Source organism: Lysinibacillus sp. FSL W8-0992 (assembly GCF_038008685.1).
Taxonomy (GTDB): Bacteria; Bacillota; Bacilli; order Bacillales_A; family Planococcaceae; genus Lysinibacillus.
Window position 1 is genome coordinate 2049271 of record NZ_JBBOZQ010000001.1, and the last position, 22245, is coordinate 2071515.

22 protein-coding genes are annotated in these 22245 nt (G+C 38.2%); 21 read left to right on the plus strand and 1 reads right to left on the minus strand.

What is annotated here, in order from left to right:
• Positions 1-76: 76 nt before the first annotated feature.
• From polA to NSQ74_RS10175, 12 genes are all read left to right on the plus strand, one after another.
• Positions 77-2704 carry a DNA polymerase I gene (gene polA / locus NSQ74_RS10120; protein WP_340823093.1) on the plus strand — a complete coding sequence of 876 codons (2628 nt, stop codon included), beginning with the start codon at positions 77-79 and terminating at the stop codon, positions 2702-2704.
• A 12-nt stretch (positions 2705-2716) separates the two neighbouring features.
• On the plus strand, positions 2717-3589 hold the full coding sequence (mutM, locus tag NSQ74_RS10125; protein ID WP_340823094.1) for a bifunctional DNA-formamidopyrimidine glycosylase/DNA-(apurinic or apyrimidinic site) lyase: 873 nt from the start codon (positions 2717-2719) through the stop codon (positions 3587-3589).
• 13 nt (positions 3590-3602) lie between these two features.
• Complete coding sequence (gene coaE / locus NSQ74_RS10130; RefSeq protein ID WP_340823095.1) at positions 3603-4196, plus strand: dephospho-CoA kinase; 594 nt, start codon at positions 3603-3605, stop codon at positions 4194-4196.
• A 583-nt stretch (positions 4197-4779) separates the two neighbouring features.
• On the plus strand, positions 4780-5802 hold the full coding sequence (locus NSQ74_RS10135; RefSeq protein WP_340823097.1) for a glyceraldehyde-3-phosphate dehydrogenase: 1023 nt from the start codon (positions 4780-4782) through the stop codon (positions 5800-5802).
• 398 nt (positions 5803-6200) lie between these two features.
• Complete coding sequence (nrdR, locus tag NSQ74_RS10140) at positions 6201-6671, plus strand: transcriptional regulator NrdR (protein ID WP_172772392.1); 471 nt, start codon at positions 6201-6203, stop codon at positions 6669-6671.
• A gap of 18 nt (positions 6672-6689) precedes the next feature.
• Positions 6690-8063: a replication initiation and membrane attachment family protein gene (locus tag NSQ74_RS10145; protein WP_340823099.1), complete on the plus strand. Its 1374-nt coding sequence runs from the start codon at positions 6690-6692 to the stop codon at positions 8061-8063.
• 15 nt (positions 8064-8078) lie between these two features.
• A complete protein-coding gene (gene dnaI, locus NSQ74_RS10150; protein ID WP_340826441.1) occupies positions 8079-9014 on the plus strand; it encodes a primosomal protein DnaI in 936 nt (311 codons plus the stop codon).
• 395 nt (positions 9015-9409) lie between these two features.
• Positions 9410-11344 carry a threonine--tRNA ligase gene (thrS, locus tag NSQ74_RS10155; RefSeq protein WP_340823100.1) on the plus strand — a complete coding sequence of 645 codons (1935 nt, stop codon included), beginning with the start codon at positions 9410-9412 and terminating at the stop codon, positions 11342-11344.
• A gap of 395 nt (positions 11345-11739) precedes the next feature.
• On the plus strand, positions 11740-12243 hold the full coding sequence (gene infC / locus NSQ74_RS10160; protein WP_024363824.1) for a translation initiation factor IF-3: 504 nt from the start codon (positions 11740-11742) through the stop codon (positions 12241-12243).
• A gap of 32 nt (positions 12244-12275) precedes the next feature.
• Positions 12276-12476 carry a 50S ribosomal protein L35 gene (gene rpmI, locus NSQ74_RS10165; protein ID WP_024363825.1) on the plus strand — a complete coding sequence of 67 codons (201 nt, stop codon included), beginning with the start codon at positions 12276-12278 and terminating at the stop codon, positions 12474-12476.
• A 58-nt stretch (positions 12477-12534) separates the two neighbouring features.
• The gene (gene rplT / locus NSQ74_RS10170; protein WP_340823102.1) at positions 12535-12894 is read left to right on the plus strand and encodes a 50S ribosomal protein L20; all 360 of its coding nucleotides are present in this window, start codon (positions 12535-12537) and stop codon (positions 12892-12894) included.
• A 328-nt stretch (positions 12895-13222) separates the two neighbouring features.
• The gene (locus NSQ74_RS10175) at positions 13223-13495 is read left to right on the plus strand and encodes a DUF1294 domain-containing protein (protein ID WP_340823103.1); all 273 of its coding nucleotides are present in this window, start codon (positions 13223-13225) and stop codon (positions 13493-13495) included.
• 57 nt (positions 13496-13552) lie between these two features.
• On the opposite strand, the gene NSQ74_RS10180 is transcribed toward NSQ74_RS10175, so the two are convergent.
• A complete protein-coding gene (locus NSQ74_RS10180) occupies positions 13553-13948 on the minus strand; it encodes a sigma-w pathway protein ysdB (RefSeq protein WP_172772388.1) in 396 nt (131 codons plus the stop codon).
• Positions 13949-14051: 103 nt separating this feature from the next.
• Between NSQ74_RS10180 and NSQ74_RS10185 the strand changes: the two genes are divergently transcribed.
• The 9 genes from NSQ74_RS10185 to NSQ74_RS10225 all read left to right on the plus strand — a co-directional run bounded on the left by NSQ74_RS10185 (position 14052) and on the right by NSQ74_RS10225 (position 22243).
• Positions 14052-14537 carry a dUTP diphosphatase gene (locus NSQ74_RS10185; protein ID WP_340823104.1) on the plus strand — a complete coding sequence of 162 codons (486 nt, stop codon included), beginning with the start codon at positions 14052-14054 and terminating at the stop codon, positions 14535-14537.
• 109 nt (positions 14538-14646) lie between these two features.
• Positions 14647-15735, plus strand: coding sequence for a M42 family metallopeptidase (locus NSQ74_RS10190; protein WP_340823105.1), 1089 nt, complete (start codon positions 14647-14649; stop codon positions 15733-15735).
• Positions 15736-15959: 224 nt separating this feature from the next.
• The gene (locus NSQ74_RS10195; protein ID WP_340823107.1) at positions 15960-16442 is read left to right on the plus strand and encodes a DUF2975 domain-containing protein; all 483 of its coding nucleotides are present in this window, start codon (positions 15960-15962) and stop codon (positions 16440-16442) included.
• Positions 16443-16467: 25 nt separating this feature from the next.
• Positions 16468-16947 carry a DUF2975 domain-containing protein gene (locus NSQ74_RS10200; RefSeq protein ID WP_340823109.1) on the plus strand — a complete coding sequence of 160 codons (480 nt, stop codon included), beginning with the start codon at positions 16468-16470 and terminating at the stop codon, positions 16945-16947.
• Between the two features lie 10 nt (positions 16948-16957).
• Entirely contained in the window at positions 16958-17179 is a 222-nt protein-coding gene (locus tag NSQ74_RS10205; protein WP_340823111.1) for a helix-turn-helix domain-containing protein, read from the plus strand.
• A 309-nt stretch (positions 17180-17488) separates the two neighbouring features.
• Positions 17489-18454 carry an ornithine carbamoyltransferase gene (gene argF, locus NSQ74_RS10210; RefSeq protein WP_340823113.1) on the plus strand — a complete coding sequence of 322 codons (966 nt, stop codon included), beginning with the start codon at positions 17489-17491 and terminating at the stop codon, positions 18452-18454.
• Positions 18455-18755: 301 nt separating this feature from the next.
• Positions 18756-19652 (plus strand): LysR family transcriptional regulator, encoded by an 897-nt coding sequence (locus NSQ74_RS10215; protein WP_340823114.1) that lies wholly within the window; start codon positions 18756-18758, stop codon positions 19650-19652.
• Positions 19653-19853: 201 nt separating this feature from the next.
• Positions 19854-21182: an LLM class flavin-dependent oxidoreductase gene (locus tag NSQ74_RS10220; RefSeq protein ID WP_340823115.1), complete on the plus strand. Its 1329-nt coding sequence runs from the start codon at positions 19854-19856 to the stop codon at positions 21180-21182.
• A 47-nt stretch (positions 21183-21229) separates the two neighbouring features.
• A complete protein-coding gene (locus tag NSQ74_RS10225) occupies positions 21230-22243 on the plus strand; it encodes an LLM class flavin-dependent oxidoreductase (protein ID WP_340823116.1) in 1014 nt (337 codons plus the stop codon).
• Positions 22244-22245 lie beyond the last annotated feature (2 nt).

Sequence of the window (22245 nt, forward strand, 5' to 3'; positions counted from 1 at the left end):
GTAGAGGAAAGAGCATTTTCAAACATACGTTTTCGTTTTACAATTAAAAGAACGACGACTTCAGGAGGATAATAAAATGACTAAGGAAAAATTACTATTACTAGACGGTAATAGTTTAGCTTACCGTGCATTTTTTGCGTTGCCATTACTAACGAATGATAGCGGTATTCATACGAATGCTGTGTACGGCTTTACAACAATGTTGCAAAGAATTTTAGAGGAAGAGCAACCGACGAAGATGCTCGTTGCTTTTGATGCAGGTAAAACGACGTTCCGTCACGATACATTTACAGAATATAAAGGTGGCCGCCAAAAAACGCCACCAGAACTATCAGAGCAGTTTCCTTATATTCGTAAACTTATCGATGCTTATGGGATTAAGCGTTATGAACTTGAAATGTACGAAGCCGACGATATTATAGGAACATTAGCGAAAGAAGCTGCAGAACAGGATATGGAAGTAATTATCGTGTCAGGAGATCGCGACCTTACCCAGCTGGCAACAGAGAAGGTAACAGTGTACATTACGAAAAAAGGTATTACTGAAATTGAAAAAAATACGCCTGCATTTATTGAAGAAAAGTATGGTTTAACACCTCTTCAAATTATAGATATGAAGGGTCTCATGGGGGACGCTTCAGATAATATTCCTGGGGTACCTGGTGTTGGAGAAAAGACAGCTGTTAAATTGCTAAAAGAGCATGGTTCAGTTGAGGCATTATATGAAGCAATGGATACGCTAAAAGCTTCAAAGATGAAAGAAAAGCTAGTTGCAAATGAAGAACAGGCACTTATGAGTAAAAAGCTTGCTACAATTTTTACAGAGGCGCCAATTGAAGTAACTTTTAATGACCTTGCTTACAGTGGGCCAAATGAAGAAGAGTTAATTAGTGTGTGGCAAGAGCTTGGCTTCAAATCACTACTTGAAAAAAGTGATTTTTCTGTGGAAGAAGAACAACGTGCTCCATTTGACTATGACATTATGCAAGAGGTAAAGCCAGAGCAATTAAAGGATGTCATGGCGATACATTTAGAGTTAGAGGACGAGCATTATCATACTTGTCAGCAGTTAGGTATCGCATTAACTGATGGTACTGATACGTTTTATGTGCCATTCGATGTGGTCACTACATCAGATGAACTTCGTCGTTGGCTAGAGGATGCAACTAAAACTAAATATATTTCAGATACGAAGGCAGCACAGGCAGCTTTGAAACGAGTAGGCATTCATTTAGCAGGTGTCGAGTTTGACCTATTGCTAGCTTCTTATATCAATAATCCGGCACTTAGCGGTGATGATGTGGCTACACTAGCAAAAGACCTTGGATATCGTGAAGTGCAAGCTAATGAGGCAGTCTATGGAAAAGGAGCAAAACGTGCTATTCCTGCTATCGAAATTTTAGCTGAACATGCCAGTCGAAAAGTGTTTGCTGTGTGGGAATTACAACCTAAGCTAGAGGCATTGCTAAAGGAAAATGAACAGTTTGACTTGTATAAAAACCTAGAACTACCATTGGCTTCGATTTTAAGCGAGATGGAAAGCGAAGGCATCACAGTGAATCGTTCAACACTTGAAACGATGGGGCAAGAGTTGAGTAATAAGCTAGTCGTTATAGAGCAGGAAATTTATGCTGAAGCAGGAGAAGCGTTTAATATTAATTCACCAAAGCAGTTAGGCGTGATACTTTTCGATAAGCTTGGGTTGCCAGTCATTAAAAAAACGAAAACTGGTTATTCCACAGCGGCTGATGTGTTGGAAAAATTAAAGCCTGAACATGCCATTATCGAGCATATTTTATTGTACCGTCAGCTTGGTAAGTTACAATCTACTTACATTGAAGGTTTGCTAAAAGAAATTCATGAAGCGGACAGTAAAGTGCATACACGCTTCCAGCAAGCACTAACGTCAACGGGACGTCTAAGTTCAACAGATCCTAATCTACAAAATATTCCTATACGCTTAGAGGAAGGTCGTAAAATACGTCAGGCATTTGTGCCATCACAAGAAGATTGGATTCTTTTCTCCGCTGACTATTCACAAATCGAATTACGTGTCTTAGCGCATATGTCTGATGATAAAAACTTAGTGGAAGCTTTCCGCGAAGGCATGGATGTTCATACACGTACAGCTATGGATGTTTTCCATGTTACTGCAGAAGAAGTTGATAGCAATATGCGTAGGGCTGCTAAAGCAGTTAACTTTGGGATTGTTTATGGAATTAGTGACTATGGTTTATCACAAAATTTAGATATTACACGTAAGGAAGCAGCTATTTTTATTGAGAAATATTTTGCCAGCTTCCCAGGTGTTAAAAAATATATGGATGAAATTGTACAAGATGCGAAGTTTAATGGTTATGTCACAACGTTATTAAATCGCCGTCGTTATTTACCGGATATTACAAGTTCGAATTTCAATTTACGTAGTTTTGCGGAGCGTACAGCGATGAATACACCGATTCAAGGAAGTGCTGCAGACATTATTAAAAAAGCCATGATAGATATGGATGCACGCTTGAAAAAGGAAAACATGAAAGCAAAGCTTCTTCTACAGGTACACGATGAATTAATTTTTGAAGCACCTAGAGAAGAAATTGCATTACTAGAAAAAATCGTGCCAGAAGTAATGGAAAATGCCATTGAACTAAATGTTCCGTTGAAAGTGGACTTTGACTTTGGGGCAACATGGTACGATGCAAAGTAAGGAGGGGTTACAATGCCTGAATTACCAGAGGTAGAAGGTGTCGTACAGGCATTAAAGCCAGAAATTGAAGGTCGCACAATAAAGCAGGTACAGCTTTCAGAAGTTATTCGCTTTTCTTATGATGAAGGAAAGCAATGTATAGTGAAGCAAGCTGAGCCGGATGCATTTGAGATGGCATTATCTCAAATGAAGATTACGAAAATTGAGCGTCGTGCAAAATATATATTTTTTCATTTGATGAAAGAGGAATTGTCCTATGTTTTGGTCAGTCATTTAGGCATGACAGGTGCATGGTTTATTGTGGACACTCCTGAAGATATCAATGAGGAAAAATTTAAAAAGCATATTCATGCGACTTTTCAAATGGCTGACGGCGGCTATTTAATATACTCTGATATTCGTCGTTTTGGTGAGCTGCGGTTTTTAACGAAAATAGAAGATCATGCACCACTAACAAAAATGGCGCCTGAACCGTTTGATGAGGCTGCGAGCGATTATTTTATAGCTAAATCATTGCTACCGAAATATGAGAAAAAGTCTGTTAAAGAAGTTATTATGGACGGACAAGTTATCTCGGGCTGTGGCAATATATATGCCACAGAGGCGCTGTTTGCACAAAAAATTCACCCTGCCCGCAAAATGAACCGCATAAGTGAAAAGCGTAAACGTGCACTTTTTGATGCAATTGTTGCCGTTCTGCGTCAAAGCATTGAAGCAGGAGGTTCGACAATTTCGGATTATCGAAATATTAACGGTGAAGCAGGGAGCATGCAAAACCGATTACAAATGTATGGAAAGAAAATATGCCCGGTGTGTGGTACAGAGACGAGTCAAATGACAATTGGTGGACGTACATCTGTATTTTGTCCAAATTGTCAACATTAAAGGGGAATTAAATATGATTATCGGACTAACAGGAAGTATTGCGAGTGGCAAAAGTACAGTCGCAAAAATGATGACAGCACTTGGTTTACCGATTGTCGATGCAGATGTTGTTGCACGTGATGTGGTAAAACCAGGAACGGAAACGTTAGCACTCATTGTTCAAAATTTTGGCGAAGATATTTTGCTTGATGACGGCAATCTAAATCGTCCAAAGCTTGGGGATATTATTTTCCATGAGCCTGCGAAACGAAAAATTTTAAATGATATTATGCATCCTGCTATTCGTCAGGAAATGCTCCATCAACGTGATGCATATTTAGAGGCAGGACAAAAACATGTCGTGATGGATATTCCATTACTGTTCGAAAGCAAATTGCAGCATTTTGTTGAGCGCATACTTGTAGTTTCAGTTAGCGAAGAGGTGCAGCTTCGACGATTAATGGAGCGCAATCAATTATCAAAAGAAGATGCGCTAGCACGCATGCATTCGCAGTTACCGATGTCTGTGAAAGAAAAAAGTGCACATGCTGTCATTTATAACAATGAAAATTTACAGCAAACAGAAGAGCAGTTAATTAAGATTCTTACTCATTGGGGCGTACTTTAGAAAAGTGCGGGGATAATAGTACTGTCAAAGGCATCAAGAAGTTTACTCTTGATGTCTCTTTTTATTTTTTTAGTCTTTTTAGAATTGAAATGTCATTCAAATACCCAATTGAACATCCTATTTGATCAAATCCCCTTTATAAAGATGTTTTTCATATCTGAATAATCGTTTTTTTAAGTTAGCAAAACACGATTTACGTTGTTTAGTTGATTGGAGCGGAGGGCAGGCGACTCCTGCGGGAACGCACAAAACGTAAGACGCAACAGACCGCGCGTAGCGAGGGTTGCGGCTTACGGTGTGCCCGCGGAAAGCGCCTGCCCAGAGCGGAAATCAACGGTAATAGCCAAATGCATTCTTTTGCGCAGCGATAATTGCTGCGCATTTTTTTGCTTTTATGCGAAATAATAAGGATGAAGTACTGAATTTTTTCATTTCTACAAAGGTTCTATTTTTCAGAAAATAAGAACTTTTTTATTATGGATATATAATGTTCATCTTTTTTAAAATTGTGTTATACTAATTAGCATAAAGCATCATAAAGTATATAATGAATATGAGTATGCACTCACAGGAGGATTTTATAATGACAGTCTCAGTTGCTATTAACGGTTTCGGACGTATCGGACGTATGGTATTCCGCCAAGCGATCGTACAGGAAGGTTTAAATATTGTTGCAATTAATGCAAGCTACCCAGCAGAAACGTTAGCACATTTGATTAAGTATGACACAAATCACGGAACATTCGAAGGTACGATTGAACCAGCGGGCGATGCTTTAATTGTAAATGGTAAACATGTCCAAATTATTAGCGAACGTGATCCATTAAAATTACCATGGGCTACAATGGGTGTAGATATTGTAATTGAAGCAACTGGTAAATTCAATGATCGTGAGAAAGCAGCTATGCATCTTGAAGCAGGCGCAAAAAAAGTTATCTTAACAGCACCAGGTAAAAACGAGGATGTTACAATTGTTTTAGGTGTAAACGATGAAAAGCTTGATGTTGAAAAACATGACGTAATTTCAAATGCTTCTTGTACAACAAACTGCTTAGCACCAGTAGCAAAAGTGTTAAATGATACATTTGGTATCGAAAGCGGTTTAATGACAACAGTTCACGCATATACAAATGACCAAAAAAACTTAGATAATCCACATAAAGATTTACGTCGTGCGCGCGGTTGTGCACAATCTATTATTCCAACTTCAACAGGTGCTGCAAAAGCATTAAAATTAGTGTTACCTGAATTGGAAGGTAAAATTCACGGTATGGCACTTCGTGTTCCAACACCAAATGTATCATTAGTAGACCTTGTTGTAGATTTAAATACTGATGTTACAGTAGATTCTGTCAATGCTGCATTTGTGAAAGCTGCAACTGAGGGGCCAATGAAAGGCATTTTAAACTTCTCAATCGAGCCGCTTGTATCTATTGATTACAACACAACAACTTTCTCATCAACAGTTGATGGACTTTCCACAATGGTAATGGGAAATCGTAAAGTGAAAGTACTTGCTTGGTACGACAACGAGTGGGGCTATTCTGCACGTGTTGTAGACCTAGTGAAAAAAGTTGCAAAAGCATTAGAAACAGTTAGCGCTTAATGAAGTCTTAGCACATTGAAATCTTAATGGTTTCAATGTGCTTTTTTTTATAAGCATACTATTTGACTCTAAAGTGTAAAAATCCACTGCGCTTTTCGAGGGCACGATGTAAGTCGCCATCTGCTGCTGCTTATATTGCGTGCGTTCCGACAGTAGTGTGCATGAACTTTTTATTTGGGAACGAATTAGCAATTGCAAAAGCATTTTTTTGTTGTTTTCGTCTTATTCAAGACGCTTCTAGTACATTGTTTGCTAAAAAGAAAATGAGGGAAAATGTACACTGTTCTAGGTCTGAAAGCATCTGCCATACTCCGGTTGGATGAATGAGCTTTTCTTACTTGTAGGAAATTTGTTATAATATAAATATCAAATTGTTGTGGAATCAGGAGAGTAAAAATATGAGATGTCCTTCTTGCCAATTTAACGGAACACGTGTAGTGGATTCGAGGCCAGTAGATGATAATAAAGAAATACGTAGACGTCGTGAATGTGAGTCGTGTGGCTTTCGTTTTACAACGTTTGAAAAAATTGAAGAGACACCGTTAGTCGTTGTGAAAAAAGAAGGCTCACGGGAAGAATTTAGCCGCGAGAAGGTTTTGCGCGGTCTTATTCGTGCTTGTGAGAAACGTCCTGTCGCTCTAGATGTATTAGAGGCACTGGTAATGTCTATTGAAAAAGACCTTCGACGTATTGGAAATGCTGAAGTACGATCAGAGGATGTTGGAGAAATGGTGATGGACCGCTTAGCAAAAATCGATGAAGTTGCCTATGTTCGTTTTGCTTCGGTTTATCGCCAGTTTAAGGATATCAATGTTTTTATCGAGGAAATAAAAGAAATTATTCAACGTCAAACAGAGCAAAAATCATAGGAAAAACAGAGAGGGTGAATGACGTTGATTCATTTGTATAAAGAATTGCAACCAGCAGATACTTTTGACATTCGTCTACCTCATGCGCTTTCCACGATGGAACGTCAATTAGTAACGTTATTTTATCAACCACTAACTGGTGCTGAACCAATTAGTCTTTATTTAACGTTATGGGCTGAAGCAGAGCAAATGCCAAGACAGCAAATGAATCATTATTATTTAATGAATGTGCTCGGGCTGCCAATAGGCAAAGTGTTCGAAGCGCGTATTGCCCTTGAAGCAATCGGTTTATTGCGAACATGGAAAAAAGAAGAGCAAGAACAGCGATGCTTTGTATATGAGCTCATGCGCCCTCTTGATGCAGATAGCTTTATGAAAGATCCACTATTGTCTATGTTTTTGTTTAGTAAAATTGGAGAACAGGCGTATCGGAAGTTGCGCCAACGTTTTATTCAACCTGTAAGAGGTGCAGAATTTAAAGATGTATCACGTGCCTTTATGGATGTTTTTAAACCAGTCAACACCAATATACCTACAGACCTGCAAGGTGGGATTGAAAGCAAAGAAAATTCGCAAAAGGTTTATCCGTTTTATTTTGAGCAATTTGATTTTGAGTTGTTACAGGCAGGTTTATCTGACCAGTTAGTACCAGCAAATTTATTGACGCTTGAAGTGCGCGAAACAATTGCGAAACTAGCATTCTTATATCATTTAACTGCGTTGGATATGCAAAAAGTTGTTATTTTAGCACTTGATGACGATTTAGGTATTTCATTAGAACGTTTGCGAAAAGCAGCAGCTGATTTTTATAAACTCACCGTTTCTAAAGAGCCACCGAAACTTGCAAAAGTATTTGCTTCCCCAGTAGAGGTAGATGCTGTTCAAAAAACGAAGGATGAGGAGTTGCAACATTATTTAGAATCAACACCTCCTGTCCAAGTGTTACGAGATATTAATAATGGGAAAGAACCATTGCAAACATCTGTCCAGCTAGCTGAGAGCTTAATCGTCCAACATGGTATGCCAGTAGGCGTAGTCAATGCACTCCTTGAGTATGTCATGCTCTCCACGGATATGAAGCTACCAAAGAAGTATGTAGAAACGATTGCCGACCATTGGGTACGAAAAAATATTAAGACGGCGAAGGAAGCAATGGAGCTTGCACGCCAAGAACATGATAAATATACAACGTGGAAAAATAAACCACAGACACCGACTAAAAATAACCAATATGCTAAAGGTCGAGTAGACAATCAGCGTAAGGAAAAGGTGCCTGAGTGGTTTTATAAGCGTAATGAGCAACCTGAAGAAAGCGCATCTTCTTCAAGTGCAATGGATTTTGAAAAAGAGCGTCAAAAAATATTAGCAATGCTAGGGAAAAGCGATAAGTAAGGTAGGTGAATGGCAATCGAACCAATTAACAAGCCATTAAAAAGAGCAATTAATGTACCATCATTTCAAGAGCGATATGAAGCGATGCGTAGAGAAATTTTAGAACACCCTAGAGTGCAAGCTTTTTTAGCAGAGCATGCTGAAGAGCTTAGCTATGATGCCGTCGAACGCAATTTACCAAAGCTTCATGAATTTATTAGTCAATCTACTGTTTGCTGTGGCTGCGATAATACAGCACATTGTACAAACTATTTAAAAGGTTTTATTCCAACATTACGTGTAGTACGCAATACGGTAGAAATTGATTACGTACGCTGTGAACAAAAGGTACGTGAGGATGAACGTCGTGATGTTGCTAATATGATTGCCAGTATGCATATGCCGAAAGATGTGCTTCAGGCGACAATCCAAGATTTAATGATTGATGATGAATCTCGTGTCCTTATTGCGCAAAGAGCGGCACAGTTTGTTAAGAAAACTGAGGAAACAGGGAAGCTTCCAACGAAAGGTTTTTATTTATATGGAAAGTTCGGTGTAGGAAAATCCTTTGTGCTTGGTGCACTTGCTAATGAACTAGCTTCAAAGAAGATTCGTTCAGTCGTTGTTTTCGTACCTGAATTTTTACGTGAAATGAAAAATGCTATCGGTGACAATACTTTAAATGACAAAATAGATTATGTGAAAAAGGCGCCCGTGTTAATGCTTGATGATTTAGGAGCAGAAACGATGTCAGCTTGGACGCGCGATGAAATCTTGGGTACTATTTTCCATTATCGAATGGCAGAGCAATTGCCAACATTCATTACTTCCAATTTTAATTATGATGAATTAGAACATCATTTAGCTCAGTCCCAAAAAGGAATTGAGGTTGTGAAAGCTGGACGTATTATGGAACGTATTAAAGCTTTAACAGAACCAATTGAAATGCGTGGCAAAAATCGACGTTTATAATATTGGCAGTTGCATTTTACGACAATCGAGCGTATACTGTCACATATACTATATATCACAATGCAATGATGAGGACATGAATTTTGTGTAACAGCTTTTAGAGAGGGAAGTCATCGGCTGTAAGCTTCCTAGTTTGGGCACATTTTTTACTACCTACTGAGCAGCGAAAGGGAATATCTTTCGCCGGTCCCTAGCCCGTTAGCTAGCCTTGAGCTTCGTCTGACTATTTTGTCGGAAGGAAGAAGGGTGGAACCACGAGCATACGCTTCGTCCCTTTTGTGAGGGACGGGGCTTTTTTGTTTTTCAGGAGTTTTTATTGCTCAAACTTACACTAAACATAAAGTCCATTGTTTCATCGTGCATCACAAAAACAACCAAATAAGGAGTGCAAAAAAATGTCAGATATGATTAAATTAACGTTCCCTGATGGCGCTGTAAAGGAATTTGCAAAAGGTACATCTACTGATGATGTAGCATTATCTATTAGCCCAGGACTTCGTAAAAAAGCATATGCAGGTAAAGTAAATGGGGAATTAGTAGATTTAAAAACACCAATTGAAGAAGATGCAACAATTGCAATTATTACGCAAGATGATGGGGAAGCATTAGAAATCCTTCGTCACTCAACTGCCCATCTTACAGCACAAGCGATTAAACGTTTATTCCCAGAAGTGAAGCTTGGCATTGGTCCAGTTATTGAAGGTGGCTTCTATTATGATATTGATGCACCAACACCAATCACTGCTGAAGACCTTCCAGCAATCGAAAAAGAAATGAAAAAAATTATCGCTGAAAATCTAGAAGTAGAGCGTAAAAATGTAAGCCGTGCAGAAGCACAAGCAATCTATGAAGAAATTGGCGATGAATACAAATTAGAATTACTTGAAGCGATTCCAGCTGATGAGCAAGTGTCTATTTACTATCAAGGTGAGTTTTTCGACCTTTGTCGTGGTATTCATGTACCATCAACAGGTAAACTACGTGAGTTTAAATTACTATCATTAGCAGGTGCTTATTGGAGAGGAAACTCTGATAACAAAATGCTTCAACGTATTTACGGTACTGCTTTCTTCAAAAAAGAAGAATTAAAGCATCACTTACAAATGTTAGAAGAAGCAAAAGAACGTGACCACCGTAAAATCGGTAAAGAATTGGAGTTATTCACAACTTCTCAAAAAGTTGGTCAAGGTTTACCACTTTGGTTACCAAATGGTGCAACAATCCGTCGTGTTATCGAACGCTATATTGTAGATAAAGAATTATCTCTTGGTTATAAACATGTATACACACCAGTACTTGGTTCAAAAGAGCTTTACCAAACTTCTGGTCACTGGGATCATTACCAAGATTCAATTTTCCCACCAATGGAAATGGACAATGAAACATTAATTATGCGTCCGATGAACTGTCCACACCATATGATGGTTTACAAAAATAGCATGCACTCATATCGTAACTTACCACTACGTATTGCTGAGCTTGGTACAATGCATCGTTATGAAATGTCTGGTGCTGTTTCAGGATTACAACGTGTACGTGGGATGACTTTAAACGATGCACATATTTTTGTTCGTCCTGATCAAATTAAAGCAGAGTTCCAAAAAGTTGTACAATTAATTTTAGAAGTGTACAAAGACTTTGATTTAAAAGATTACTCATTCCGTCTTTCTTACCGTGACCCTGCGGATACAGAGAAATACTTTGATGATGATGCAATGTGGGAAAAAGCGCAAAGCATGTTAAAAGAAGCGATGGATGAGCTTGGCCTAGACTACTTCGAAGCTGAAGGTGAGGCTGCATTCTACGGTCCTAAACTTGACGTACAAGTAAAAACAGCGATCGGTAAAGAAGAGACGTTATCAACTGTACAATTAGACTTCTTATTACCAGAACGCTTTGACTTAACATACGTAGGTGAAGACGGCAAACCACACCGTCCAGTTGTAATTCACCGTGGTGTTGTGTCAACAATGGAACGTTTCGTAGCATTCTTAATTGAAGAATACAAAGGTGCATTCCCAACTTGGTTAGCGCCAGTTCAAGTAGAGGTAATTCCTGTATCGAACGAAGCACACTTTGATTATGCAAAACAAATCGAAGAACAGTTGACAGCAGCAGGTTTACGTGTTGAAATGGATGACCGTGAAGAAAAACTTGGTTACAAAATCCGTGAAGCACAAATGAAAAAGATCCCTTACATGCTTGTTATTGGAGATAAAGAAGTTGAGGCAAACGGTGTTAACGTGCGTCGCTACGGCTCAAAAGACTCAGAAACAATTTCTTTCGAGGACTTCCTAGCGAATATTAAAGCTGAGGTTACACGTTTTTAATAGAACAAATGATTAGATATTGTTCTTTCGTTGTGCTATAGTACGTATAAAGTTTCAATGTATTGCACATAATAATTATAAGATTGTAAATAACATATTTGACAATCTAAATTGTACATGCTAATATAATTAAGGTTAATGAATACAAAGTTTGTGGTTGAAGTAGAGGCTGCCCGCTTCTCACCTGATACAACGCTTAGGCTGTGAACAGGTATTACACGTTGAATTGTTTTGCGTACACTTACGCATGCACATATAGCGGGCGGACATCTTCAAAAATGTCCGTCCTTTTTTTATGGACATGACAAGAGGATGTACCGTTCAACCGGGCAAGGCTTTGCCCAAACCATGTATTCGCGACAACTACTTGGAGGTGGATTACTATTAGCAAAGACATGTATGTAAACGAAGGCATTCGCGCACGTGAACTTCGATTAATCGATCACAATGGTGACCAGCTTGGTGTAAAGACACGTAACGAAGCGCTAGAAATCGCCACTCGTGTAAACTTGGATCTTGTCCTTGTGGCCCCTCAAGCCAAGCCGCCAGTCGCTCGTATCATGGACTATGGTAAATTTAAGTTTGAACAGCAAAAGAAAGACCGCGAAATTCGTAAAAATCAAAAAGTCATCGTGATGAAAGAGGTTCGTTTGAGCCCAACAATCGATGAACATGATTTCCAAACAAAGCTACGTAATGCGATTAAATTCCTTGAAAAAGGTGATAAAGTTAAATGTAGCTTACGTTTCAAAGGTCGTGCGATTACACACAAAGATATTGGTCAGCGTGTATTAGATCGATTTGCTGAAGCTTGTGCTGAAGTATCTACGGTTGAACAAAAACCGAAGATGGAAGGCCGAAGCATGTTCTTAGTTCTTCAACCAAAGAACGAGAAATAGTATTAGACGAAACAGTTTAGGAGGAATTCGACATGCCAAAAATGAAAACTCACCGTGGAGCTGCGAAACGTTTCAAAAAAACGGGTTCAGGTAAATTAAAATATGACCGTGCTTATGGAAGCCACTTATTCGCAAACAAATCTACAAAACAAAAACGTCACCTACGTAAAGGTAAAGTTGTATCATCAGGTGACTTCAAACGCATCAAATCATTACTTGTTTACATGAAATGATTGACTACACAAAATAAACTAATATTCATTTTTTAATGAAAAGCAGGAGGTAATTCATATGCCACGCGTAAAAGGCGGAACAGTGACGCGCAAACGTCGTAAAAAAGTATTGAAATTAGCTAAAGGTTACTATGGTTCTAAACATACATTATATAAAGTTGCTAACCAAGCAGTAATGAAATCAGGTCAATATGCATACCGTGACCGTCGTCAGAAAAAACGTGATTTCCGTAAATTATGGATCACTCGTATCAACGCAGCTGCTCGCATGAACGGTCTTTCATACAGCCGTTTAATGCACGGTTTAAAAGTTGCTGGTATCGAAGTTAACCGTAAAATGTTAGCTGACTTAGCTGTAACAGATGCTACAGCATTCACACAATTAGCAGAAGCTGCTAAAAAAGCAGTAGCGAAATAAAAAAGAGCGACATTAGTCGCTCTTTTTTATTTCTGCCCCGAAAGCGAAGCGGCAGGGGCAAAATAAAGTTATTTCTGTCCCGAAAGCGAAGCGGCAGGGGCAAAATAAGGTTTCAGCCCGGAAAGCGAAGCGGCAGGGGCAAAATAAAGTTTCAGCCCGGAAAGCGAAGCGACAGGGGCAAAATAAGGTTTCAGCCCCGAAAGCAGAGCGGCAGGAGCAAAGTAAATTTCTGCCTCGTAAGCTGGAGCGACAGGGGTAAATAAATTAGTGTATAGTTAAGACTGATGGGGGTTATTTCATCAGTCTTTTTACATAGGAGGTTGTTTTAATGGCTCAAGCATTACTTGCCTATATGGCAATTGTTTCAGTCGTATTGCTCGTCATGATGGGCATGGATAAATCACGCGCAAAAAAGCATGAATGGCGCATTGCAGAGCGTACGTTATTTACACTAGCTATTGCAGGTGGGGCAGTTGGTGGCGTGTTAGGCATGTATTTATTTCGCCATAAAACACGCCATAACAGCTTTGCGTTTGGCTTCCCATTGATTGCGGCTATTCAAATTTTTATTATTGTGCAATTATGGGGCAGCTCTTTATAGAAATTGTGTGAGTGACTGGCACTCCCGCGGGCACTTTTTGCGTTAAAAAACACATCCTCATGTGGAGGATGTGTTACGCATAAGTTGTTCAATGGGTTGCTTCCAGTTAATTTTAGCGTTAGGGTAGTTAAATAGGATTTCTTGCTGAAGATATTCGAAGTCACTCCTAGTAAACCCTTGTAAAGTTGCGGCATCACGAGCACCAACAAAAATGGTAACGACCTCAAATGCATCTTCTGTTGTGCCTAAGTATTTTTCACCTTCAAAAAGCGCACCTTTAAAAGAAATAAAGAAATTCTTTCGAACATTTTTTACGTCATCATAAAAGTAATATTGGCCTTTTTCATAGGCCTCATCGAGTTTTCGTTTAGGATCGGTTATATATCGAATCGCTTTATAGAATACATAGATAATAAGCGCTATCACAGCAAGTCGAATAAGTAACGGTAACATTTTAAAATTCCCCCTTGAAGAAAGGTTATTCCTACCTATACGATTAGGGGAGACAATTAGTTTCACTTTTTAAAAATATTTTTTAGAAATTTAGGAGAAAAAAATGAATTTACAACAATTATTTTCAATGCAAAAAGAACTAGATCATTTTATTGAAACGACACAAAAAATTGAACGTGATGTTTTTAAAGAAAAAGGCCTCGCATTAATGGTAGAACTGGCAGAACTTGCAAATGAAACACGCTGCTTTAAGTTTTGGAGTACGAAAGGGCCGTCCGAGCGTGATGTGATTTTAGAGGAGTATGTGGATTCTATTCATTTTATTTTATCGCTAGGACTATTAAAAGGGTATACGTCTATTGAAAAATGGCCTGTTGTTGAGGAGAAGCGAGATTTAACAGAAACATTTTTAATGACACAGGATTATATATTAACATTTGTTAACGATCCAACAGAGGATAGATATTTAGCGATATGGCAATGCTATGGTTTACTTGCGTATAACCTCGGTTACACATTTGAGGATGTCGTGTCAGCATACATTGAAAAAAATGAAGAAAATTATATTCGTCAACGTAGTGGCTATTAATTTACTAGACTAAAGAGTAAAAAAAACACCAATTTTCAGACAAATTCACTAGGAATATTTCGGTAAACGAAGTATAATAGATGAGATACAAAATGTAGGAGGCAAAAGGATGACACAACTAGATTCAACTTTGCAAATGTTTAAAGATTTAACAGACGCGAATGGGATTGCAGGTAACGAGCGTGCACCACGCGAGGTAATGAAAAAATACATCGCACCATACGCAGATACTGTAGAAACAGATCATTTAGGTAGTGTAATTGCTAAAAAAGTGGGCGATGAAAACGGCCCAAAAATTATGGTTGCTGGCCATTTAGACGAAGTAGGCTTTATGGTGACACAAATCGATGAAAAAGGATTCATCAAATTCCAAACAGTTGGTGGCTGGTGGAGCCAAGTAATGCTTGCACAACGCGTAACAATTACAACACGTAAAGGTGAAGAAATTATTGGGGTAATCGGCTCTAAACCACCTCATATTTTACCAGCTGATGTGCGTAACAAAGTGGTAGACATTAAAGATATGTTTATCGATGTTGGCGCAGCTTCAAAAGAAGAAGTACTTGAGTGGGGAGTATGCCCTGGTGACATGGTAACACCTTATTTCGAATTCAATGTAATGAAAAATGACAAATACTTATTAGCTAAAGCATGGGATAACCGTATTGGCTGTGCGATTGCAATTGATGTCATGAAGGCATTGAAAGATGAAAAACATCCAAATATCCTATATTCTGTAGGGAACGTACAAGAAGAAGTAGGTCTTCGTGGTGCGAAAACAGCAACACATAAAATTCAACCAGATATCGGTTTTGCAGTTGATGTAGGTGTGGCAGGAGATACTCCAGGTGTAACACCGAAAGAGTCAAACAGCAAAATGGGTGCAGGTCCACAAATCGTTGTTTACGATGCTTCAATGGTATCACACCGTGGTTTACGTGAATTTGTTTTAGATGTGGCTGATGAAAACAATATCCCATATCAATTTGAAGCAATGGCTGGTGGCGGTACAGACGCTGGTTCAATCCATGTAACTGCAAATGGTGTGCCTGCTTTATCAATCGGTATTGCAACACGCTATATCCACTCACACGCAGGTATTTTACACCGTGATGACTACGATAATGCTGTTAAGCTAATGGTTGAAGTTATTAAAAAATTAGACCGCGATGCAGTAAACAAAATTACATTTGATTAATTGTTACAATAAACAAAAAAGCCTTCTAACTAAAATGTTAGAAGGCTTTTTTTTATGCTTATATCTGAGTAAGTTTGCATTATACACTCGCGGTAAAATTGGTCAAAACAATAAAGGTTAACTAGGTTAACAATAATATTTTGGTGAAATTCAATGTTTTTTTATTGTAAAACGATAAATTTTAGTTTAAAATCAAATTGAAAATAAACCAATGAGGTGTTTTTATGAAAATAGCAACAACTTTGTTTTTAAAAATAGCGGTGATTCTTATGGCCATTCCAGTTCTAGCATTGTGTATTTTTCTTGTGCCTGAATTAGGAGAGCTTGCAGCAAAACTGCTCCCATCGTTTTCAGCAATAAAATATATCGTTTCGATTATTTTTTATGCTTCTTCGATTCCATTTTACTTTGCTTTATATCAAGCTTTTCAACTTTTACGCAACATCGATCAAAATAAAGCATTTTCGGAATTATCCGTTAAGTCATTAAAGAAAATCAAATACTGTGCCATTACAATTAGCATTTTACATGTGCTAGCTTTGCCACTCTTTTACCTATTTGCAGAGATGGACGACGCACCGGGTGTAATATTTGTTGGATTGCTTGTACCTTTCGCATCTATGGTCATTGCTGTATTTGCGGCGGTACTTCAAAAACTATTACAAGAAGCGATTGATATAAAATCAGAAAACGACCTAGTAGTTTGAGAAGATTGATAGTTGGAGGTGTTTGATGAAACGTGGTGCAACGATATTTTTAAAAGGAGTGATTCTCCTTATAGGAATCGTGACGTTAACTTTATATTTATTTTGTGTGCCTGATATAGCTAGTAGTGATGTAAAAATGAATCCAGGTTCTGCTTATTTACAATATCCTTTTTTACTAGCTGCCTATGCATTGGCTCTCCCATTTTTTATTGCGTTATATCAAGCATTTAAGCTTTTAATTTACATTGATAAAAATAATACCTTTTCGCAATTATCAGTGGGGGCATTAAAGGTTATTAAGTTTTGTGCAATCATCATCAGTGCATTTATTGTAGGTGGAACCCTTTTTGTTGCGGTATTTCTTGATGGGGACAGAGCTGGTATTATGGCATTAGGGTTATATTTTACTTTTGCTTCAAGTGTCATTGCAACCTTTGCTGGTGTTCTCCAACATCTTGTTAAAGAAGTCGTAGATATAATATCTGAAAATGAGTTAATAGTGTGAGGTTGAGGATATGGCAATTATAATTAACATCGATGTGATGTTAGCAAAACGAAAAATGAGCGTAACGGAACTTTCGGATAGGGTTGGCATAACGATGGCTAATCTTTCTATCTTAAAAAATGGAAAAGCAAAAGCGATTCGCTTATCTACTTTAGAGTCGATTTGTAAGGCACTAGAATGTCAGCCAGGAGATATTTTAGAATACCGAAGTGATGAAACTACGCTAGATTAATAAAGGAAACATTAAATTAGCAGTAAATGCTAGCATATTTTTAAATGGAGCTTGCCTACGGGTAGGCTCTTTTTTATAGTGCTTTACATAAGTTTGCAGGATGGACTGGAATCGTTTAGGAGCTTCATTATTCGTTAGCCGATATGCTCTTTAATTGTAGAAAATGCATAAATATTCAAACAGACGCATTTTTGTCACAAACAACATATGAATTCTAACTTTTGAAAATAAACATAAAAATTCAGTTGATTTTATATTTATGCATGTGTATACTAAACTCAACAGTTACAAAAGCAAGGAGAGAAGGCTATGAAATTACTAGAAGAAGTACAGTTAAAGTTAGTATCAAGCTTAAAAGGAAAAGACTTACTAACTTTGCTAGACTATACAAGTGAAGAGGTTCAGCAATTAGTTGCACTTTCGACGCAACTTAAAATGATTACAAAAGAAGGAAAATGTCCGAAGCTACTTGAAGGAAAAACACTCGGCATGATTTTTGAAAAACATTCAACTCGTACTCGTATTTCATTTGAAGTGGGAATGGAACAATTGGGCGGTAAAGGTATGTTTATGCATGCGCGTGATTTACAAATTGGTCGCGGTGAATCAATATATGATACTGCACATGTGTTATCAGGTTATTTAGATGGCATTATGATTCGTGCAAACTCTCATGCGATGGTTAAAGAGCTTGCAGAGCATGCAACGATTCCTGTAATTAATGGCTTAACGGATATATATCATCCTTGCCAAGCATTAGCCGATTTAGAAACAATCGCTGAATTTAAAGGTGAATTACAAGGTCTTAAAATTGCATATGTTGGTGATGGCAATAACGTGGCGCACTCTTTAGTAGTCGCTTCTGCACACGTCGGTATGAACGTCGCAGTAGCAACGCCTGTTGGCTATGAATGTGATGCAGAGGTTATCGCAAAAGCACAAGCTATCGCAATGGCAAATGGCAGTACAATTACAATTACGAATGATCCAGTGGCAGCAGTTCAAAATGCAGATGTAGTGTATGCAGATGTTTGGACATCAATGGGCCAAGAAGAGGAAGCGGCGAAACGTTTACATGATTTTGCTGATTATCAAATCAATGATGAGCTAGTGGCACATGCAAAGCCAAATTATATGTTCCTACATTGCTTACCAGCACATCGTGAAGAGGAAGTGGCAACATCTGTTATAGATGGCCCGAATTCTTATATTTTTGAGCAAGCAGAAAATAGACTCCATGCTCAAAAAGCTGTTTTAGCTTCAATTATGGCTTAAAAAAAGGATATGATAGTTGACTCTCTAATTGAGAGTTCCTATATACAAAGTTCACATTCGCAACAGAGGGTGTTAATGTGAGCAACATACTAGTGGCATACAGACAGAGGGATGTAAGCTGCGCGCGATGTACGTTGTCAAGATGGATGACTTCATCGCTACATAGTGAAAGTAACCTGGGAGACGCTGGGTTACTTTTTTTATTTTAATAGCACATATACATAGTTTTCCTATATGTTATAGAGAAATGAAAAATAAATCTATATAATAAGGACAATACGAAATTTTAGGAGGGCTTTAATTGAATATTGATCATATCGAGGCATTTTTATATGTAGTTCATTATAAAAGTATTCATAAGGCTGCTAATGCTTTGTTTTTATCACAACCAACTGTAACAGCTCGCATCAAAACATTGGAACGTGAGTTAAATGTTGAATTATTTTATCGTGATGCGCGAAGTGTTATATTATCGGAAAAAGGAAAGGACTTTTTGCCATTTGCCACACAGATTGTGCAAACGTTCCAGCATGGTAAAAAACAATTGCAGGAAACACATGCTTCAAATGAAGTTTGCATCGGAACAAACGGTGTGACGGCTCAATACTTTTTAGCCTATGCACTACCTAAATGGAAAGAACGTTTTCCGAATATGCGTTTTCAAATCATTACAGGTTCTACTGCGATCATTTTAGAAAAATTACAAAGTCACCAAATTGATTTTGCTTTTATTCAATATGTGCATAAAGAAGGGGTATGCAATGAGTTGTTATTAAATAATGCTGTGAAGCTCGTTATGCATCGCGATCATCCATTTATACAAGAGACCAATATAACAGCAAAAAAATTGGCAAAGCAAAAAATGGTGTTTTTTGAATGCGGTGCGTTTGATTGGAATTATGTGCATAAAATGTTTGAGGTAGAAGGCGTGTCAGCAAATATTGAAGTTCGTACAGACCATTTAGAAGTAGCAAAGGCATTTATTCGAACGAAAGAATATGTGAGCTTTTTACCACATCTATGTGTGAAAACGGAGCTTGAAAGTGGCGAGTTTGTTGAAATAGATGTGAAGCATTTACTCGATATAAATCAGCATATTTTCTTAACGTATTTAAAGAAGGATACGCTAGAATCAGCTTTTTGGGACAACATTTTAAGTACAGCCACTCAATTTGAAAGTATCCAAAAGCTGCATTGATAAAAAATTTTATAGAACATAAAATTTTTTTCTATTACAAGAACTATTGCATTCACGTCCATTGAACGGTAATATCTTCCTCAATCCTATTTTATTTATGAATGTCCATCTGACAGCATAAGTGAAATATTATTTTTTAGCTTAAAGCATACTTAACCACTAAGTTTAGTAAAAATAATAAATTCGAGGAGGATTAACATTATGGTTAGACAGGATAAAATTCGGTTTGGGGCGATTATACACGGTGTAGGTGGGAATATTTCTAGCTGGCGCCATCCAAAAGTAGCTAGCAATCAAAGTGTGAGTTTACCTTTCTATATACAACAGGCGCAGAAGGCGGAGCAAGGGAAGTTTGATGTTGCCTTTATCGCAGATGGTTTATTTATCAATGAAAAGTCGATTCCTCATTTTTTAAATCGCTTTGAGCCACTAACGATATTATCTGCACTAGCTGTTTCAACAAAAAATATAGGGCTCGTTGGAACTGTATCGACATCCTATAGTGAACCATTTACGGTGGCACGACAGTTTGCATCACTCGATCATATTAGCAACGGTCGGGCAGGCTGGAATGTTGTAACGACGCCATTAGAAAGCTCGGCGTTAAACTACAATAAAACGATAGAACAGCATCCAAGTCATGCAGAACGTTATCAAATTGCAGAGGAATATTTAGAGGTGACAAAAGGACTTTGGGATTCATGGGATGATGATGCCTTTATAGCAGATGTGGAACATGACGTGTTCTTCGATCCGAAAAAATTACACACATTGCAACATAAGGGCAAATACTTTTCTGTGCAAGGACCACTTAATATTGCACGCTCAAAACAAGGTCAGCCTGTAATTTTCCAAGCGGGATCATCTGATGCGGGTGTTCGTCTAGCTGCAAAAGATGCTGATGCAATATTCACGCATGGGGCATCGTTAGAAGAAGCGCAGAAATTTTATAAAAAGGTGAAAACGGAGGTCGCTGCTTTTGGACGAAATCCTGATGAAGTAAAGATTTTCCCTGGGATATCGCCAATTATTGGGGACACGATTGAAGAAGCGGAGGCAAAGTATCAGGAAATAGTAGAACTCGTTTCGATTGAACGTGCACTTGCTTATCTTGGTCGCTACTTCGATCATCATGATTTTACTCAGTATGATGTGGATGCATTGTTTCCAGAGCTAGGTGATATTGGAGCAAACAGCTTCCGTAGTACGACAGATTATATAAAAAAATATGCCAAGCAAGAGGGGCTTACGCTTCGTCAAGTAGCATTACGTGAAGCAACGCCAAAAACAGCATTCTTTGGCACTGCTGAACAGATTGCCGATTTGGTGCAAGATTGGTTTGAAAAAGAAGCGGCAGATGGTTTTATTGTTGCTGTAACAGTGCCAGGTGCACTTGATGATTTTGTCGATAAGGTTGTACCGATTTTGCAATCACGTGGTATTTACAAAGAGGAATATGAAGCAGATACATTGCGTGGTAATTTAGGCTTACCGTTTAAAGAAAGTCGATACGTCAAACAGTCTGTTTAAAAACCAAGTAAACTTATTTGAATAAATATATTTAGAGGAGGTATTGTATGAGTTATTCTTTAGGCATATTAGACCAAAGTCCTCTTATCGAGGGTGCAACAAACGAGCAAGCATTACAACAAACAGTCGCTTTGGCGCAAAAGGCTGAGCAGCTAGGATATACACGTTTTTGGGTGTCGGAACATCATAATAGCGAGACATTAGCGGGGACATCACCAGAAATTTTAGTATCGTATTTACTTGCAAAAACGACATCGATTCGTATTGGTTCCGGTGGTGTTATGTTACAACATTATAGCCCCTATAAAGTTGCAGAAAATTTTCATGTGTTAGCATCGTTGGAACCAGGAAGAGTGGACTTGGGCATTGGCAAAGCACCAGGGGGGCTACCGCTGTCCACAAAGGCATTGCAATATGGCACGCTAAACAATGGTGAAGACTTTGAGGAACGGCTAACGTTTTTGCAACAATTAATTGCTAACACACTACCAGTAGAACATGAGCTAAATGGTGTGCAGGCAACACCTATTCCAAAAATAAAGCCATCGTTATTTTTACTTGGTGCAAGTCCGAAAAGTGCAGAAATTGCAGGAAAACTTGGTATTGCCTTTGTCTTTGCGCGTTTTATCAATAGTGATATCGATGTTTTGACTGAAGCGGCTAAGACCTATCGTACGCATCTGCCGAATGGTCATTTTGCTGTTTCAATTGCAGCACTTGCTGCACCAACAACGGAAGAAGCGCAGGCATTAGTAGGGGAACAAAAAATTACAAAGGTGCATTTAGCAAGTGGGCGTAGTTTGACCCTACAATCGGTTGAATTAGCCGAAAAATTTGGGCAAGAATCAGGGGAGGCGTTCACTGTCCAGCAGTATGATGCTGATATTGTATTTGGCACCCCTGAAGATATCAAAGCGACATTAGATGCCTTTCACAAGCAATTTCAAATTGATGAATTCATTGTGCATACGCCTGTTTTAAAGGCATTTGAACGACAACGCTCATTTGAACTATTAAGTCCTGTAAATTTACACTTACAACGAAAAGAAGCAGTGAGCTAAGG